Source organism: Thermoleptolyngbya sichuanensis A183 (assembly GCF_013177315.1).
In the GTDB taxonomy this organism is placed as follows: domain Bacteria; phylum Cyanobacteriota; class Cyanobacteriia; order Elainellales; family Elainellaceae; genus Thermoleptolyngbya; species Thermoleptolyngbya sichuanensis.
Genome location: NZ_CP053661.1, coordinates 4,872,949 through 4,890,690, shown reverse-complemented (window position 1 = coordinate 4,890,690; position 17,742 = coordinate 4,872,949). Strand labels below are relative to the sequence as shown.

Genomic DNA, 17,742 nt, shown 5'->3' with positions numbered 1-17,742 from the left:
CGTAGAAGACCCACAATGGCTAGGCGACGGCCAATTCTGGCATCAGCGTCAGCACATCCACTCCCGTCGCCGTCACCGCAACCGTGTGCTCAAACTGGGCAGAAAGCTGCCGATCTTTCGTCACCGCAGTCCATTTATCCGATAAAACTTCCACTTCCCAAGTGCCGACATTGATCATCGGCTCAATCGTGAAGACCATGCCGGGGCGTAGCTTTTTGCCCTTGCCGCGCTTGCCATAGTGGGGAATTTGGGGAGCCGTGTGGAAGATGCGACCAACGCCGTGCCCCACAAAATCTTGCACCACCGAGAAGCCCTGGGACTCGGCATATTCCTGAATCGCTGCACCAATGTCGCCGATGCGGGCCCCTGGCTTTACCTCGCGAATGCCGCGCCACATACACTCTTCCGTCACTTCCACCAGCTTGCGGGCAATAGGCGATGGCTCTCCCACAAAGAACATGCGCGAGGTGTCGCCGTGGTATCCATCCAGAATCGGCGTTACGTCGATATTGATAATGTCGCCGTCGCGCAGGATTTGTTTGGCATTGGGGATGCCGTGGCACACTACTTCATTGACGCTGGTGCAGATCGATTTGGGAAAGTCGTGGTAGCCCAAGGGGGCGCTTTTGGCTCCGTGCTTTTGGGTCCATTCCTCTGCGGCATCGTTTAGCTCCAGCGTGCTGACCCCTGGCTTCACCATCGGCTCTAGGTAGGCAAGAAGCTGGGCAGCAAGCTGTCCGGCCTGGCGCATCTTCTCGATTTCGCGCTGTGACATGAGGGTGATGGTTTCGTTGGACATTTTGGAGGGAGCTAGACGCTAAACGTTGGAGGTTCGAGGCTGCTGTTAAAGCTAGCTGTTAAAGCTACTGTGTAGAATCACTAGGACTGCTGCTGGAGAGGCGAGTCTACAAAGCTGACGTTTCTAATTTAATTTCTACTTTAATCGGCGGAGGGAGTCTGGATCGAGGGTGGCGTTCCACGGGGTTCGGACGGCGTTGATCAGCAAAATCCGGGTGCAGCGGGAGAGATCTGCGAGTTGCACGATGCGCTCTTTTATTTTGCCCTGTTCCAGCAAAAAGGAGCGATAGATACCGGGCAGCAAGCCGCAGCGGACGGGTGGAGTCACCCATTCGCCATCCAGTTCTAGCACGAGGTTGGCAATACAGGTTTCGGTGAGTTCGCCGCGCTCGTTCCATAGCAGGGTGTCGTTGGCTTCGGGGTGTGCCTGTCGTGCCTGCGTGTAGACGGGGCGATGGGTGGTTTTGTGATACAGAAATGGATCGCCGGAGTCGATGGGCGTTTGGGCGAGCGCCACTCGATAGACACTGGGCAAGGGGGCGATCGCCTGGGCTTCGACCGTGGGCGGCTGGGCTGGCGGCACGATCAGCCGCAGCTTGTGGGGCTGGGGGGGGAGGGTGGCGAGGCGCTGCTGAATGGCGTTTTCAACCGCGTCCCAGGCTACCGTAAAGCCGAAATAGTCTGCGGAGGCGCGGAGTCGGGCGAGGTGGCGATCGCCCCAGGCAATTCCTGCCTCTGGAGTCCACAGCATCGACTCCAGCAGAGAAAAGTCAGGACGCACTTGGGTCAATACCTGCGCCTTGGTGCGGCATTCCTGAAACTCGGAGTCGGCCGTGGAATCCCAAACGATGCCGCCGCCGACCCCATATTCCGCCTGCCCTGTGGGGCGATGCACCAGCACCGTGCGAATTGCCACGTTAAATTGCGCCTGAACAGATGCCTGCGGGTCGGGGCAAATGTACCCAATCGTGCCCGTGTAGACCCGTCGGGGGGCCGTTTCTATCTCGGCAATGAGAGACATGGTGCGGGCTTTGGGCGCTCCGGTAATAGAAGCAGGCGGAAACAGGGCTTGAAAAATGGCTGGTAGGCTGGCTGAGGTTTCTGCCTGAACAGTGCTGGTCATCTGCCAGACGGTGGGATAGCGCTCCAGGGCAAACAGGCGGGACACCTGAACGCTGCCCAACCGCGCTACCCGCGCCAGGTCGTTTCGCACCATGTCCACGATCATTACGTTCTCGGCACGGTTCTTGTCCGAGTGGTACAGATCCTCAGCCTGCTGGCGATCGCCCGCTGCCCACAATCCCCGCGCCGTTGTTCCCTTCATCGGCTTGGATGTCAGTGTGTTGCCCTTCCGTGAAAAAAATAGCTCCGGCGACGCGCTGCACACAGCCCATTCCGGCAGATGGATAAACGCGCCATAGCCTAGCGGCTGTGCCCGAATCATCTGACACCAGAGGGCCCACGGATCACGCACATTCTCTGCTTGCAGCCGAAAGGTATAGTTGACCTGATACGTGTCGCCTGCGTGGATGTGATGCTTAATGCGGGCGATCGCCGCCTGAAACTCGCTGACCGACAGGTTGGGCCGCCAGTCCAGCGGGGGCAGGCTTGCCGCTGCCGTCAGCCGGATCAGGTCTTGCTGCGACAGGATTTGCGGCGCTGGATACAGCCCAAATGCCAGCAGCGGGAAACGGTCAGGTGCAGATGGGGCTGTGTCTCGTACCGTCAGGGTGGGATCAAACGCGGGCGCAGCCTCGTAGCTCACAAACCCCACCGCCCACAGGTGCTCCTGCTCTACCCGCGCTTCGATCTCCGCCAGCGCAGGCAGCACGTCCGCTGGGTCATACACCTCATAGGTCGCCACCGGATTCTGGAACCCCAGCCAGCGATCGCGCTCTGCCTCTCGCACCAGCGCTCCCCATTCCCCCACGCCCTGCCATTCCAGGTCTTCCAACTTGCTCAATCGCCTGCCCCAATGCTCGTTTCCTCACGCTAGCACGGCTTTTCAGGCTGGGGCAGATGGCTGCACAGCGGTCTGCAACTAATCTGACTAATCTGTAATTTCTGACTAATCTGTAATTAATCTGCATGGCACTTACGCAGTTGGACGATTTCTCGTGGGCTGCGCCCGCCAGAAATCGCCTAAAACCCAGAAGACTGAATCGCAGGTGCGGAAATCCTGCTGCAATTAAACCGCGAGAGAATCTGTGCGGCCCACCTCCGCAAAATCTGTGCTATTGGATGTTGCATGAGGGGGTGCTGCGAAATCCGGTGCTGCCATTCCATCGGTTTTTGCACCACTTTTCAATTTTTTGGGCATCTTAGAAGAAGGATAGATATGATCTGAGTCTAAAGGCGGGATGGATTAGCGCTTTGGAGACGGGGTCGAACCTCGAAGTTTTAGATTTCTGAGGCTTTGGGGTTGGATGAGAGGTTGGAGTTTATGCTGAGCTTGGCAACTTCCCTTGAGTAGTCTCTTAGGTGCGGTTGAAAGCTGAACATCTTTTTTGGGAAACTGCTTGGGGTGTCTGAAACGATGACAAACTACTGGGCGATCGCCATCGGCATTAATCAGTATCCGCAGTTGCAGCCCCTCGTCTATGCCGAGCGGGATGCCCAGTCCTTGATTCAAAGTTTGATTAACGACGCAGGGTTTCTGCCCGACTCTTGTGTGCGGTTGACCGATAACTCGCCCCCGGCAGCCTGGGGAGCCACCACCCCCGACCGCGCTGGCATCCAAACGGCGATCGCCCAAGTGTGCCAGCGGCTCAAGCCCAACGATTGCCTCTGGCTATTTTTCAGCGGCTACGGGATGCACTATCAAGGAAAAGACTATTTAATGCCTCAAGATAGCGACCCCACCCAGCCTGCCCAGACGGGGCTTTCGGTCGAATTTCTCTATTCCTTGTTGCAGGCAGCGCCGACGAAAAACCTGCTCGTGCTGCTGGACATGAACCGGAGCCAGGGCGTGCTGTCGGGGGTCAGCGCAGGCACCCATACCGCAGCCCTGGCCGAACAATATGGCATTCCCACGCTGCTGTCATGCCGTCAAAACCAGCTTTCTCACGAAACCATTGCCTTGCGCCACGGATTGTTTACGGCTGCGGTGCTGGAGGGGCTAAAGCGTCCGGGCTGCGTCACGCTGGAGCATCTGGTGCAGTTTTTGCAAACGCGCCTGCCAGAGCTAAGCGACCACCACTGGCGACCCCGCCAAGAGCCGCTGGCCATCATTCCAGATAGCCTGCGCTATCAGCTAATCGTGCCCGGAAAGGAAACGATGTCGCCCTCTCTGCCATCTTTTGCGCCTGTGGACGCTCCGGATCGGGTGCAGCCTGTTCCTCATCGGGATGAACCGCCTCGTCGGTCAGGGTCGGAGTGGCAGCCCTCCCAAAGTCCTGGATCCCACCCCGACTGGCGACACTCCAGCCCGCAAAATCCCAGCTTGCAAACCCCTGCAATTCGGCAGGATCGCCCCGTCGAGCGAGTTACGCCACCTCCGCCTCCGATTCCGGTTGTGTCGGAGGCAGAACCCCGTCGTGAGCCAGCAGACACGCCGCTCCCGCCGTTTTCATCACTCCCTGCGCCGCCCCCGCCCCCACCCCACCGTACGCCCGTGGCGATCGCCTCTGATGCTTCTGAAGAGCGCTCTTGGTGGCAACTGGTGCGCTGGGGGGGCGGGCTTTTGTCGCTGTTGATGGCGGCGGTGATTGTCCGAAATGTGGGCACGGTCTTGCGATCGCCCTCCGACGGTCAGACCATTGCCGTGCAGCCCAGTCCAGGTGTAGTTGCCTCGCCTGCTGGAACCTCGCTGCCAAACCCCGCCGCCAACTCGATTACTTCCACCGCCCCGTCGCCTGCACCGCTGCCCACTCCGGTTCCGGTGGCAAACCCAGCAGCCAATTCGCTGAACCTCCCTGCCCAATCTCCTGCATCGTCTGTGCCGGATACCCGCCCTGTGAGCGAGCCTGCGCCGCCCCTGTCAGATCGTGACATCATGAATGCGGCGATGGCAAACCTGACCAAGGTGCGGGCCGAATCGTCGAGCAATCAGGTATCGGAAATTTCAGAGTCGATTCGACTGCTGCGGCAAATCCGCCCCGATCAGCCGCTGTATAAAGACGCGCAGCAGGCGATTGATCGCTGGAGCCAGGTGATTTTGGATATGGCATCGGGTCGAGCCATGCAGCGCAACGGAGGCGACCTGTGGCTGGCGGCCAACAACTATCGGGCGGCGATCGCCGCTGCCCAACTCGTGCCCAGCGATCGCGCCAATACCTATCAAGCGGCTCAGCAGGCGATCGCCGGATGGAGTCAGCAAATTTTGAACTTGGCGAATATCCACGCCCAGTCAGGCGCTCTGGCCCAGGCGGTGCAGGTGGCTCAACTGGTGCCGCCCGGTACGGCTGCCTACGATGCGGCTCAAGGGGCGATCGCCACCTGGCAAAATCAGCTAGCTCCCGGCATTGGTGCTGTGCCACAAGACCAACCGCTGGCATTCTAAAGTTGCAACCTAACGATGCAACGGCTTACGCCGAGGCTGAGAGATTTTTAACCTGTTTTGGGAATACTGACAGTACTCAAGCCCCAAAGCACGGATTTCACATTCTCTTTTTCATTACAGTTCTACGTGATTTGGGTTTGATTGCGCCGATTGCGCCTCAGAGCAGAATTCTTGCTTCTGCTAGGGACAAGGGCGATCGCTAGTTACCAGTTCTCGTTATTGCCATGCAGAGTCTTTGCAAGCCCCCTGCAAGCCTCTCGCAAGCTTCTTGCAAACCTCTTTCAGGCTCCTTTCAAACCTTCTACAAGCCCTTTTTACAAGCCCTTTAAAGACCTTTTTCAGACCTTCCGCAATTCCGCCATAATTCCTCCGTAATTTCTCGGTTTGGCTTCACCTGAATTAGTGCCACTTTTATCTTGGAATTATATGGATAGGACTTACGCACTTGCGATTAAATTTTCTGGGTTTTGGACGATTTCTCGCGGGCGCAGCCCGCGAGAAATCGTCCGACTGCGTAAGTTCTAATGGAAATCTCCTGAAATTCCCCCCTTGGCGCAACCATCTTCAACCAGTAACCGCCCGAAAATCCTCCTGCTGACCAGCCTGAGATTTTGCCAAAGACATCTGCGCCGTCCTGTCTCCAGTTTCGCGTTCTGGCAGTTTGCAAAAGAGATGCACCACTCATGGCAAATCATGAACATCTAGCTCTGCTGAAACAGGGCGCAAACGCCTGGAACCAATGGCGCGAAACCCATGCTGAAATTCATCCGAACCTCAGCTACGCTGCACTCAACCAGGCCAACTTGCGCGAAGTGACCCTCAACCAGGCTGATTTGCGAGAAGGCATCTTGAGTCGAGCCGATTTCTGCATGGCGAGTTTGCAGCAGGCCGATCTGAGTCGGGCAGACCTACGCGAGGCAATTCTCTACACAACCGATCTGCGCGAAGCCAACCTGAGCGAAGCCAACTTAATTGGTGCCGACCTGCGAGAAGCCAATCTGAGTAGCGCCAACCTGTCGCTGGCTAGCCTTTGCACCGCAACTCTGTGTACCGCAGACCTGCGACGGGCAAATCTGCGCGAAGCCCTTCTACAGGGTGCAAATCTAAGCCATGCTTCGCTGAATCAGGCAGATTTATGCCTGTCTAACTTGCGCGAAGCCGACCTGAGCCGGGCTGATTTGCGGGGCGCACGGCTGTATACCGCCAATCTCTCCCACAGCAATCTCTACGGGGCGAACCTGAGTCAGGCCGATCTGCGCGAGTCTACGCTGAGTCAAGCCAATCTGCGGGAAGCAGATTTGCGACAGGCAAACCTCGGCATGTCAATCATTTGTCTGGCAAACCTGGTTGGCGCAACCCTGTATCAGGCTAATTTGACGCGAGCAAACCTCAGCATGTCGAACCTGTGTATGGCGAACCTGAGTCATGCAAGCCTGGGCGACTCCATTCTGATTGGCACGAATCTAATTGGCGCAAATCTCTACACCGCAGACCTGAGGGCGAGCGTCATGACGGAAGCTGACCTGCGCGAAGCCGCGCTTAATGAAGCAAATTTATCTAACACGAGTCTTTTTCGGGCCGACTTGAGCATGGCGAATCTAAGCCATGCCAACTTGTGTAGGGCAGATTTGCGACAGGCAAACTTACGACATTCAAACCTTTGGGAAGCCCAGCTTGATGGGGCGAACTTGAGCGGGGCGACGATGCCCGACGGACAAATTCATCCATAGTGGCGTTTAGGAGGTGCAGCTTCAGGCGATTTCGCTGGAAACAAGAGGCGGCCTCCCTATACTGAAAGTCGTCTGAGTGGTGAAATGGAAGGGAGAGACTGGTTTACAGAGGTGTGCCGCCTGACCAGAGACTGCCGAACCATCCAGATATTTCGTGGGCGATCGCCCCAACTGGTTACGTTTCTGATATTTGTATAAAACTTGCACAAATAAATCATGCTTTGGCGGTATGCTTTGGGCGACGCAGTGACTTCAGTATGAACCTGACGTAAACCCTGATTGCATGAACAGTGTACGAACGATGAAACCTCTAAAACTCTGCACGAGTCTTGCGTGGCTTTGGGGACATTACCATTTAAGACCCTATCCAAACTTTAGTTAGCCACTGACTCAAGCTGTTAATAGCAGCGTGCTTTTTATCACACTTTGTAAAAAACTTAATATTCGGTTGCTTGCTGAAGCATATTTTATACATGTCTTAGTGAAACTACTGGTATTTTCAACTAGCTCAAACCATCGTTAGTTAAATGCCCTGATTGAGAAGCCCCTTGTCATAAGCCACTATTGAGTCACGACTGAATCACGGCCGCATCTACCAGGAAACTATGGATATCATTACGCTTACCGCTGTTCTGCTGACTTCCCTCACTTCATTTTTTGCTAGCGAAAACGTGTCCTATCTGCAAGATTTGCAGGTTAAAAACCCGCCCTGTGAAGCTATCTACGCAGAGTGTCGATAGACACATCGTGTATTAATTGACTCTCTGGTTTATGCCTGTGTTCCTCTGTTGTTTCGTCGGTAATGTTTTATCACTTAGGGCTTTTGCGTGAGTGGAACTGTAATGACATGAATGAAAAGGGCGACTCTCTCGATTGGAGGTCGCCCTTTTTGCTGGATATTCAAGCTGGATTGAACGCCTTAGAGAGCAGGGGCGATCGCCTGCCAAGCCCCAAAGCGATCGCCATAGTATTGCAAAATTCGCTCGACCTGCTGCTGTGCGGCGGTGGTCGCCTCCTCGTCATCAATTTCTAAACCACCCACCTGGCTTTGCCGATAGTCAAACTCAGTGGATGTTTGGGGCAGTAGGCCAACTGACACGCCAGGAACCTGGCGCAGGTGAGCAGCCACCTCTCGGTAAACCGCAAGCGGGAGTTGAGGCAAGCAGATTTGCCGCTTCATAGCGCTACTTCGTTTACAGCATCAACAACGTCATTCACTGAGTCAGTATCCCCTGAGTCAGCATTCCCTGAGTCGAGATTGACCGATTCAGCCCCTATTTCCGCAGCCACATCATCCCCTGCTTCAGTCATCACTTCCGCAGATTCAGATACTTCAGATTGGAGTGCTGTATCAGGCGGGGGACTAGACGCTTTGGGAATTGCCCCATTCGTGGGCAGCACGCAGCAGTTCACCTCATCCAGACAGACCTTTCCCCACTGCAACGCCCAACGCACCAGTGCTACGCGGTTGCCCGTTGCGGTTTTGGTCAGAATATTGCTGATGTGGTTATCGACTGTGCGCTTGCTAATCTCTAGCTTCTCGGCAATCTCCTGGTTGGTTAAGCCTGCTGCCACTAGTTCAACAATTTGCAGTTCCCGATCGGAAAGAGAACTAGAGTTTTGAGACTCGTCAACCCCCATAGTCTGCACTGTCACGTATATGTACCTACTCGATACTTCAATTTTAGGCGGATGTTTTGCAAAACTGTTGTTAAATCTATCTGTGAATCAAGTTCTGATGGCCTAATGGGTCAGATTAGGCAAGAGGGCTGGGCTATTCTGAAAGAAGTGAAATTTGACCGATGCTGAGATTGCGCCGTAGAACAGGTTGGCAAGAGCGGGCTGGACGGAGGGGGCGATCGCTCGTCGCACTGCTGCTGGGCTGCCTAGTCGGCCTGCTGCTGATGGGTGCGGCGGCGGGGAATGCGGCCGAGCTTGCGCCCCAAGCAGGAACGCCTGCACCCATTGACCAACCCCTGCCGCCGACCAGCCTGAGCGCAGAAGATATTTCTACTGAGAAGGTTCACCAGTTTGTGCAGGCCTATCTCAAGGTGTTGAAACTCGTGGAAAGCCGCGAGGGCGAGCTACAGGCTGCGGAAACTCAGCTAGAATCCCAACGGGTGCAGCAAGAGGTGGAATTGGAGGCGCTGCGCCTGATCGAGGCGGCAGGGCTGACCCAGCGAGAATATCTACAATTGTTGGGGCTGGCAAATACCGACTTGGAGTTTCGGGAACGGATGGTTGCTCAACTACAGGAAATGATGGATTAGCAAGATGACACAGCCGCGTGTGCTTTGTTTGGGTGAGGTGTTGCTGGATTATCTAGCCGATCAGCCAGGGAAACCGATGGAGCAGGTGATGTCTTGGACTGCGTATCCGGGCGGTGCGCCAGCAAATGTAGCCTGCGCTCTGGCAAAGCTGGGTACGCCGTCTGGCTTTGTGGGCTGTGTGGGCAGCGATGAGTCGGGGGATGCGCTGGTGAAGCTGCTGCTGGCCTCCGGGGTGGACGGAACGGGCATTCAGCGGCACGACACTGCGCCGACGCGGGGGGTGTATGTGGTGCGGGATGAAGCGGGCGATCGCCATTTTGCCGGATTTGGCGGGCTGCCCTCCGATGCCTTTGCCGATACGCGCCTGCAAGCCGAGGCTTTGCCCGAAGATCTGTTTGCCAATGCCGATTTTTTGGTGCTGGGTACGCTGGAGTTGGCCTATCCAGAGTCGGCTGGGGCGATCGCCCGCGCTTTGGAATTGGCAGAGCAATACTTTGTCAAAATTTTGGTGGATGTCAACTGGCGGCCCGTGTTTTGGGCCGATCCCGAAGCGGCTCGGCAGCCGATTCATGCTTTGATCAAACGGGTCGATTTTCTGAAGCTCTCCGCCGAAGAGGCCGACTGGCTGTTTGAAACCCGCGACCCCGCCATCATTGCCCATCGCCTGGATAATTTGGAAGGGGTGCTGATTACCGATGGCGACAAGGGCTGTGCCTATTGCCTCAGCGGTAACGACGGGCGCGTCCCGGCCTTCCCGGTCGAAGTGGAAGACACGACGGGCGCAGGCGATGCCTTCGTTGCTGGATTTTTGCACCAAATTTGTCAGCAGGGAATCGCTGCCCTGGCCAATCCTGAGTTGGCCCGGCAAATCGTGACCTATGCCTCGGCAGTGGGGGGTCTGACGACCACGCGCCCAGGGGCGATCGCCGCCCAGCCCAGCCCCGCAGAAGTGGGGGCGTTTTTGTATATGCAGCAGCAGGGCTAGAGGGTGGCTCCGCTACCGAATCCCGGCTACGCGGCTATACCAGCGCAGCAGGATGCGGGCGAGGCGATCGCTGTCGTGGCGCACCAGGCCCGTCTCGACTTCTTCGTCGATGACGTTAGCGATGACTACGCGGCGACCCGTTTGCATCACGCCTTCTCGGTCAAAGTAAACCGGATTTGAGCCTTCCTGGGCGTAGCGGATGAGTGAGTGGGCAGAGGGCATTTTCTTTTGCACCAGAACTGCGTCAAACAGGCGCTTGCCCTGCGTCACCTGGTCGATGGCGCGGATATGGTCGGACACTGCATAGCCATCGGTTTCGCCGGGCTGGGTCATGACGTTGCACACATAAATCCGAGGCACCTGGCGCTGGGCGATCGCCTCTACGATTTCTGGCACCAGCAGATTGGGAATAATGCTGGTGTACAAGCTGCCGGGGCCGATGATGATATAGTCCGCCTCCTCAATGGCGGCCAGGGCGCGGGGCAACGCGGGCGGATTTGCGGGCGTGCAGCCAATTCGCACAATTTTGCCCTGGGCTTCGGTAATGTTTGATTCGCCCTCGATGTGGCGGCCGTCTTCCAAATCGGCCCAGAGGCGCACGTCGCTCAGGGTTGCAGGCAACACCTGCCCCCGCACAGCAAGAACCTTGGAACTGGCGGCGATCGCCTGCTCCAAATCGCCCGCCACCTCGCTCATCGCTGTCAAAAATAAATTGCCAAAGCTATGGCCCACTAGCCCATCGCCCGCCTGAAAGCGATATTTGAATAGCTCCGTCAGCAGCTTTTCCTCATCGGCCAGCGCCGCCAGACAGTTGCGGATGTCTCCTGGCGGCAACACGCCAATCTCCCGCCGCAGTCGCCCCGACGACCCGCCATCATCCGCCACCGTCACAATCGCCGTAATATTGGCGCTATAGTGCTTCAGCCCCCGCAGCAGCGTAGACAGACCCGTGCCGCCGCCTAGCACTACAATTCGCGGTCCCCGATTCAGACGGCGATGGGCCATCAGCCGATCCACCAGTTCTTCTTCTTCTCCCGGCATCAGCACTTCAGTAATCGACCCCAAACTGCGCGTCTGCCCCCAAAACACCAGCAGCACGCCCGCCAGCATCACAAGCGGCCCGCTGATATAGTTCGGCACAATCCGCGTGATGACCTCCAGCACATCCCCAATTAGCTGCCCCAAGCGAAAAATTGGCGTTTGACGCGACCAAATCGCAATCCCCAGCAGCAGCAGCAGACAGCCCCCAACGGTGATAAACAGCCACCGCTTGACCGATAGCCCTGGCGATAGCCATTTGAACCATTGATTCACCCGATGGGGTGTGCGATGGCGGCTTGCGGCTCTGGGTGCAGGCTTTTTGGGTAGGTTGGCCCGGCGGAGGCGCGGCTCAGGCTTGATGGCCTGGAGGGCGTGCTTTAGGAGTCCGTTTGACATGGTGACCTGGCTAAGGCAAAAGGGCAGCGACGCTGCGTATCAGTTTATACTCTGGAAATCGGACTGGGCTTTGCAAACCTTATCACGCTCTGATAATGCTCTAGCCGCGTGGCATTTCACAAGTGAAGTCGTAACCGGATGACGCTGCAATGTCACCCATCTTAGTCACCCATCTTAGTTACCCATCAAACTAGTCATAAACTAGGACTGTGGGATGCGCTTGTGTAAAGTCTTGATGAATTCGTGATGAAGTTTCGGAAGCTTCCCCGTGATTGCATATTCCTACCTGCACGTTCCTGCTTACACTTTCCTACTTGCATGTTCCTGCTTACGCCACTGCTTACGCCACTGTTGTTCAGGGTCAAATTTGGTCTACTTCCGCTGCAAGGATATTAGCCTATCTCGATCGAATCCACGGTTGATTGTTTGAAAGAGCCAGCCTTCGCGTGCCTGGGGCGGATAGCCCCTTTCACTCTGCAACTACTGCGGCTTTGCGAGACTGGTCTTATCATTTGGGTAGCCGGAGGGATGCCAGTTGGTAGGATGCTAGTCGGCGGGATACTAGTCGGCGGGATACTAGTCGGCGGGATATATGTACGAAGCGAACGTGCGGATGCAAGAAGAGGGCACACTGGAAGCAGTTACACCGGGGGAAGGCACGCTGGAAGCAAGCACACTGGAAGCAGACACACTGGAAGCAAGCACCCTGGGGGAAGGCACACTGGAAGCAAGCACACAGGCGCAAAGCATGGGCGAACCGTTGATTGAATTGCGCGGTGTGAGCAAGGCCTTTGGCGATCGCATCGTGCTAGACGAAGTGGATTTAGCCATTTACCCCAATGAGGCAGTGGGCATCATCGGTCCTTCGGGCACTGGAAAATCAACCATCCTTCGCCTGATTGCGGGGCTGATTGCGCCGGATGCAGGCGAGATTTATCTGAAAGGGCAGCGCCGCACGGGGCTGGTAGACGAGGGTAAAGATCCCTTTGGCGTGGGTATGGTGTTTCAGCGGGCGGCCCTGTTCGATTCGCTGACGGTGGATGAAAACGTTGGCTTTTTGCTGTATCAGCACTCTCGGTTGCCGCGTCACCAAATTCGTCAGCAGGTGGAGCGGGTGCTGGAAATGGTGGGGTTGCCAGGAACGGGCGATCGCTATCCGTCGGAACTCTCTGGCGGGATGCGCCAGCGGGTTAGCTTTGCCCGCGCTATCCTAAAAAACCCCGACAATCCGGCGGATAATCCTGAACTGCTGCTCTATGACGAACCAACTGCCGGGCTAGACCCAATCGCCTCCACCGTAATTGAAGACCTGATCCGCAAGCTGCAATGCACTGAGGATGGCTGCACCACCTACGCCATTGTGACCCACCAGCACAGCACCATTCGCCGCACTGCTGACCGCATCGTTTTTCTGCATGAGGGCAAAGTGCAGTGGGAAGGGCGAGTGGAGGAGATCGACACGACGGACAATCCAGCCATGCGGCAGTTTTTTACAGGCAGCGTGGACGGGCCGATACGGGTGGCTGGTTGATGGGAAACAAGCGGATAAGGCGATGACGAGAAATGCTTCAGAAATGCTTCAGAAAGCTCCTCGTCCTTGCCCCCGCTCCCTAGCGCTCTCCTGAGGTCAACTCCAAGCTGGGCAGCGTAACGGTAAAGCAGGTTTCTCCCCGGCTGTCTTCGGTGTGGCTGCTTTCAACGGCGATCGCCCCGCCCAGTCGTTCTACCAGCCGCTTGACCAGCGCCAGCCCCAGTCCTGTGCCGCCATAGCGCCAGGGATCGTTGCTGGGAATGCGATAAAACCGCTCAAAAATGCGATCGCGCTCTGCTTCAGGGATTTCAACTCCTGTGTTGGTAACGCAGATTTGGAAGAGGGTAGGCGCGTTGGGGTAGGCTGGCTCGGTTGGGTCGGCGAAAGATTGGCCACTCTGATGGTGGTTGCGCGATCGGTTCCACGGTCTGGCTTCGACGGTGATGCGCTCTCCAGCGGGGGTATACTTGCAGGCGTTGGTCAGCAGTTCCGTCAAGATGCGCTCCAGGTAGGACGAGTCGGTGATGAGCGGGGGCAGGTTTGCTGCAACGTTAATGAACAACTGCTGCTGATTGTCGCGGGTCTGCTCGATAAACGCTTCGGCGATGTGCGGCACCCAGAGATCGAGGCGGATTTCGCTAGGCAGCAGCGGATCGACCTCGGCATCAAGATGCGACAGGTCAAGCAGGTTGTTGATCAGGTCTGATTCGCGCTGGCACTCGTCTTGCAAGATTTGGAAGTAGCGCGTAATGGGGTTGCTGCGATTCCCGTAGGGATCGCTTCGCGAATCGCCCAAAATGCCCAGCCGATTCAGGTGAATTTCCAAAAGCTGAATCGACATCTTGATGCCTGCAATGGGGGTGCGTAGCTCATGGGACACCGTGCTGAGAAAGTCGTCCTTCAGGCGATTGAGCCGCTCTAGCTCTTCGACCTGAGACAGCGATGTGTAATAAAGTCGGGCCTGCCGGATGGCAATCGCACATTGCGTTGCGACCTGCTGCACTAGGCGAATCTCCGCATCGTTAAACCACTGCTGGCGCTCTCGAAATAGCCAGATATCGCCCAAAATCCCCTGATCGTCAAACACCGGAAATGCTAGAACTGCCAGAGATTCTTGCACTTGGGGCAAGGGATCAGGAGCCATTTGGCAAAACTGAAAAGGCAGTCCCGCCAGCAATTGTCGATACAGATCTGGCTTGTCGGAAAACAGCACGGCCTGCCCCTCGGCGCTGGGCAGCCAGGTCGTGTACTCATAGCTGATGATGCTGCTTTGCAGGTCAGGACTGTAGGTTGCAGTCCGGCAACACAAGATACCGGGCAATCCTTGCCCAACCTCCTCCACCACGCCCTGCAAAATCTGGGCTTCGTCCAGGCTGTCGCGCACTTTGTCAGTAATTCGCTTTAGCAGTGCCTCGAACTCTAGCGCCTGCTGCAATTGGGCAGTGCGATGGGCGACCTGATGTTCTAAATCATCATTTAGCCGCTGCACCGACTGATACAGGCTCAACTGCTGAATGGCGATCGCCAATTGATCAACCACCGCCTGCACCGTTTCCAACTCCCAGCTTTGCCACTGCCGCGACGGTTGCTGATAGTTCAGCGATAGCGACCCCCAAACCCGCCGCTCTGCCGCCTCCGTTTCGGCTATGCTAATTCGGGGAATCGGAACCAGCATCCACGCACCTGGAAAATGCTCCGCAAAGGATTGACTAATGGGGTCGGGTTCATCGGCCAAACTGCTTACGTGCATGACTTGGAGTTGCTTTAGCCCGGCTGCGATTGGATTGCCTTCATCGGGAATGACCACCCCGTTGGCATCAGGCAATTCTGGGCGGTTGCGATAGCTGCATACGTTGATCCAGCAGCCTTGTTCAGGCTGATAGCGCACCAGTTCCGCCCGGTCGAGCCGCAGCATTTCCCCGATTGCAGTCGTGGCGTTGGCGAAAACCGTTTGCAAATCCAGAGAATTGCGAACAGCTTGGACAAGCTGGTTCACAAGCTGTTCTTTTTGGGCTTGCTGTTGGGTTTGTCGATACAGTTCGGCTTGGGAAATGCCAATCGCCAGTTGGGTGCTGAGCTGTTGCAGCAGGTCTTCGCTGAGGGCATCCCACTGGTGCGGCGCGGTGCAATGGTGAGACACCAGCAGTCCCCACAGCCGATCTTGTACGACGATGGGAATGATCAGCACCGCCTGCACCTGAAGCTGGGTCAACATCTCTCGATAGCAGTCCGACAAATCATCACGCTGCACATCGTTGACGCGATGGATGCGACCACTCACGTAGGGATGCGAGTCGGGGAGGGACAAGGATGCCGCGAAGCAGGGATCTTCGATGACTCGATCGAGCAGTGATAAAGGGTCGCGGGCGACCGACTCGGCGACGACTTTGCCGCTCCAGTCGGGCTGAAACTGGTAGATCAGCACCCGATCCACCTTGAGGAAGTGTCGCACCTGTTCCACTGTGGCGTGTAGCATGGTCTGCAAATCGAGCGACTGGCGGATGGTTTGTGCTAGCCGGGTGATGAAGCGCTCTCGCTCAATTGCCTGCTGTTCGGTTGCGAGGGTCTGCTGCATGTCAGCCAGCGATCGCCCCTCCAGGTTTTCAGCCTCTTTGTTAGCCCCTTTGTCAGCCTCTTTGTTAGCCTCTCGTTCAGGGTCGTTTTCAGAATCATGGGCATCGCCCAGATCTCGCAAAATTGTCAGGTGAAGATCTGGAGCAAGGCCGGCGGCGAGGGTGCATCCCAGTTATGCAATGAGTAGAAGTGCTTAGTGCAGATTAAGGGCAGACGCCGTAGGCTCAGAGCAGTTGCTCTAAGGATAGTTGAAGCGATGGATGCCACCAAGGAAGCCCAAATCAAAGCCCATGCACTGGCGTTAGCGGAGTTGCTTTACGACGAGACAGACCCTGAACAAGTCAAAACATTGGCCGGGATCGAAGTCGCCGTTCGTGACCACCTACTGGAGTATGTGGGGCCTGAGATCGGAAATTTTTTATCTGCACAAGCAGCGGCACAAGCTCTGGGCGAAAGCGGCACATCCAGAGTATCGTCGGACGCTTAAGTCTGAGTCAGCGCCAGAGCCAGCGGCTTAAGGTCAAGGCCCGCACCCAGTGGAGTCCTCAGGTTGAGACGTGCTGCTTGCTGCTGAGTGCCAACGAAGCCTATGCGCGAGCTGCCGACGATATCGCTGTGCTCACCGGGGTGTGCGTGTCAGGGAGTACCCAGCAACGGCTGGTGCATCGTCAAGACCTAGAGCCACCAGCGGTGGACAGCGGGGTTAAGGAAATGAGCTTAGACGGGGGCAAAGTCCGTCTGCGGACTCCTCAGGGGCAGCCCTGCCAGTGGCGCGATTACAAGGGGGTAAACCTGCATCAGTGCAGCATTAGCGCCTTCTACAAAGACAACGACAGCTTGGTCAACTGGCTCAACCAGCAGCCCTTAGCGCATCCCCTCGTTTGTCTTGGGGATGGTCACGACGGCATCTGGAACCTGTTTTCACAGATCGGGCATCGCAGCGAGCGCCTTGAGATCTTGGACTGGTACCACCTGATGGAGAATTTGGGTAACGTGGGTGGGTCTCAACAGCGTCTTGATGCCGTCGAAGCCTGCTTGTGGCAAGGGGATGTGGATGGGGCGGTTAGGCTATTCGACGACTGGTCCCATGAGCGGGTAGACCAGTTTATCGGCTATCTGGCTAAGCATCGGCTCCGTATCGTTAACTACAGCTACTACCAAGCTGAGGGGATTTCAATTGGCTCGGGTGCCGTGGAGTCGACTATCAAGCAAATTGGTAGGCGGGTGAAAATTTCAGGCGCTCAGTGGAAGGAAGACAACGTTCCACAAGTCCTTCGCCATCGCTGCGCTTATCTCAATGGTCAATTCTCATCCTGAGTCTTGTAAGACTGGGATGCACCCGGCGGCGATCGCCCGATAGGCGACCCAGCGCAAGCGGCCGTCGGCTTTTAGAATTAGCGTTTGTCCAGACTGTTGGCGATCGCGCAAAAAGTGTGCCCAAGCAGCCTCAGACTGGTACTCTAGCGGCACAAAATCCTGGAGTCGCCGCTGACACAGCGCGTCCACAGGCAATGCCAGAAGATTGCTGGCCGCTGGGTTGGCAGCCCGACAATAACCCGCATCGTCAAACGCCAGCACTGCGTCAAAAGACAGCCCAAAGAGGACTTGCAAGACGGGGTTTGCTTCAAGATCGGTGAGTGGCCTGGCGGCTGGGTTTCCGATGCGCTCATCGTAGATGGACGGACGGATGGGAAAACCCGTAACAGCGTCGCCAGACTCTGGAGGCGGAAGAGACTGTTCAGGGTTCATGTCCCTAGTCAAACTATGGCTGATGCTATAAATGCAGCGATTGGTGCCAACCAAGGATGGCAAATCGTTGCTTGCTTAGTAACTTTAGTTTGGACTAATGGTGAAGAGGAAGGCAGTCAATGAGAAGCACCGACTGCCGTAAGGTCAATGAAGTACAACCAACATTG

The 17,742-nt window shown here is 56.4% G+C and carries 12 protein-coding genes and 1 pseudogene; 6 read left to right on the top strand and 7 right to left on the bottom strand.

Translation table 11 applies throughout. The features are described from left to right. Nucleotides 1-19: 19 nt before the first annotated feature. Nucleotides 20-799, bottom strand: a complete 780-nt coding sequence (map, locus tag HPC62_RS20220; RefSeq protein ID WP_172358243.1) for a type I methionyl aminopeptidase — start codon at nucleotides 797-799, stop codon at nucleotides 20-22. Nucleotides 800-934: 135 nt separating this feature from the next. Beyond that, complete coding sequence (gene pabB, locus HPC62_RS20215; protein ID WP_172358242.1) at nucleotides 935-2,761, bottom strand: aminodeoxychorismate synthase component I; 1,827 nt, start codon at nucleotides 2,759-2,761, stop codon at nucleotides 935-937. Nucleotides 2,762-3,334: 573 nt separating this feature from the next. On the opposite strand from pabB, the gene HPC62_RS20210 reads away from it, so the two are divergent. Together HPC62_RS20210 and HPC62_RS20205 are read left to right on the top strand one after the other, a co-directional pair. Then, complete coding sequence (locus HPC62_RS20210; RefSeq protein WP_172358241.1) at nucleotides 3,335-5,299, top strand: caspase family protein; 1,965 nt, start codon at nucleotides 3,335-3,337, stop codon at nucleotides 5,297-5,299. A gap of 683 nt (nucleotides 5,300-5,982) precedes the next feature. After that, entirely contained in the window at nucleotides 5,983-7,029 is a 1,047-nt protein-coding gene (locus HPC62_RS20205) for a pentapeptide repeat-containing protein (RefSeq protein ID WP_172358240.1), read from the top strand. 919 nt (nucleotides 7,030-7,948) lie between these two features. Here HPC62_RS20205 and HPC62_RS20200 read toward each other — a convergent pair. Then, the gene (locus HPC62_RS20200; RefSeq protein ID WP_172358239.1) at nucleotides 7,949-8,209 is read right to left on the bottom strand and encodes a hypothetical protein; all 261 of its coding nucleotides are present in this window, start codon (nucleotides 8,207-8,209) and stop codon (nucleotides 7,949-7,951) included. Between the two features lie 209 nt (nucleotides 8,210-8,418). Next, a pseudogene (gene pedR / locus HPC62_RS20195) lies at nucleotides 8,419-8,670 on the bottom strand (photosynthetic electron transport-dependent transcriptional regulator PedR); the annotation flags it as partial. Nucleotides 8,671-8,831: 161 nt separating this feature from the next. Here pedR and HPC62_RS20190 point away from each other — a divergent pair. Next, nucleotides 8,832-9,299, top strand: coding sequence for a DUF4168 domain-containing protein (locus HPC62_RS20190; RefSeq protein WP_225906816.1), 468 nt, complete (start codon nucleotides 8,832-8,834; stop codon nucleotides 9,297-9,299). A gap of 4 nt (nucleotides 9,300-9,303) precedes the next feature. Beyond that, nucleotides 9,304-10,284, top strand: coding sequence for a carbohydrate kinase family protein (locus tag HPC62_RS20185; RefSeq protein ID WP_172358238.1), 981 nt, complete (start codon nucleotides 9,304-9,306; stop codon nucleotides 10,282-10,284). Nucleotides 10,285-10,296: 12 nt separating this feature from the next. Here the strand turns inward: HPC62_RS20185 and HPC62_RS20180 are convergent, their stop codons facing one another. Further along, nucleotides 10,297-11,721, bottom strand: a complete 1,425-nt coding sequence (locus tag HPC62_RS20180; protein ID WP_172358237.1) for a gluconeogenesis factor YvcK family protein — start codon at nucleotides 11,719-11,721, stop codon at nucleotides 10,297-10,299. 748 nt (nucleotides 11,722-12,469) lie between these two features. Between HPC62_RS20180 and HPC62_RS20175 the strand changes: the two genes are divergently transcribed. Then, on the top strand, nucleotides 12,470-13,252 hold the full coding sequence (locus tag HPC62_RS20175) for an ABC transporter ATP-binding protein (RefSeq protein ID WP_172359081.1): 783 nt from the start codon (nucleotides 12,470-12,472) through the stop codon (nucleotides 13,250-13,252). A gap of 79 nt (nucleotides 13,253-13,331) precedes the next feature. Here HPC62_RS20175 and HPC62_RS20170 read toward each other — a convergent pair whose 3' ends face one another. Continuing rightward, nucleotides 13,332-15,947, bottom strand: a complete 2,616-nt coding sequence (locus HPC62_RS20170; protein ID WP_172358236.1) for a sensor histidine kinase — start codon at nucleotides 15,945-15,947, stop codon at nucleotides 13,332-13,334. A 135-nt stretch (nucleotides 15,948-16,082) separates the two neighbouring features. Between HPC62_RS20170 and HPC62_RS20165 the strand changes: the two genes are divergently transcribed. Then, nucleotides 16,083-17,143 (top strand): ISKra4 family transposase gene (locus tag HPC62_RS20165; protein WP_172353248.1). Its coding sequence is split into 2 segments (ribosomal slippage): nucleotides 16,083-16,239 and nucleotides 16,239-17,143, totalling 1,062 coding nucleotides; the frame shifts between segments, so codons are not numbered across the junction. On the opposite strand, the gene HPC62_RS20160 is transcribed toward HPC62_RS20165, so the two are convergent. Next, the gene (locus HPC62_RS20160) at nucleotides 17,135-17,575 is read right to left on the bottom strand and encodes a PAS domain-containing protein (protein ID WP_172358235.1); all 441 of its coding nucleotides are present in this window, start codon (nucleotides 17,573-17,575) and stop codon (nucleotides 17,135-17,137) included. The two genes, HPC62_RS20165 and HPC62_RS20160, sit on opposite strands and share 9 nt — an antisense overlap. Nucleotides 17,576-17,742 lie beyond the last annotated feature (167 nt).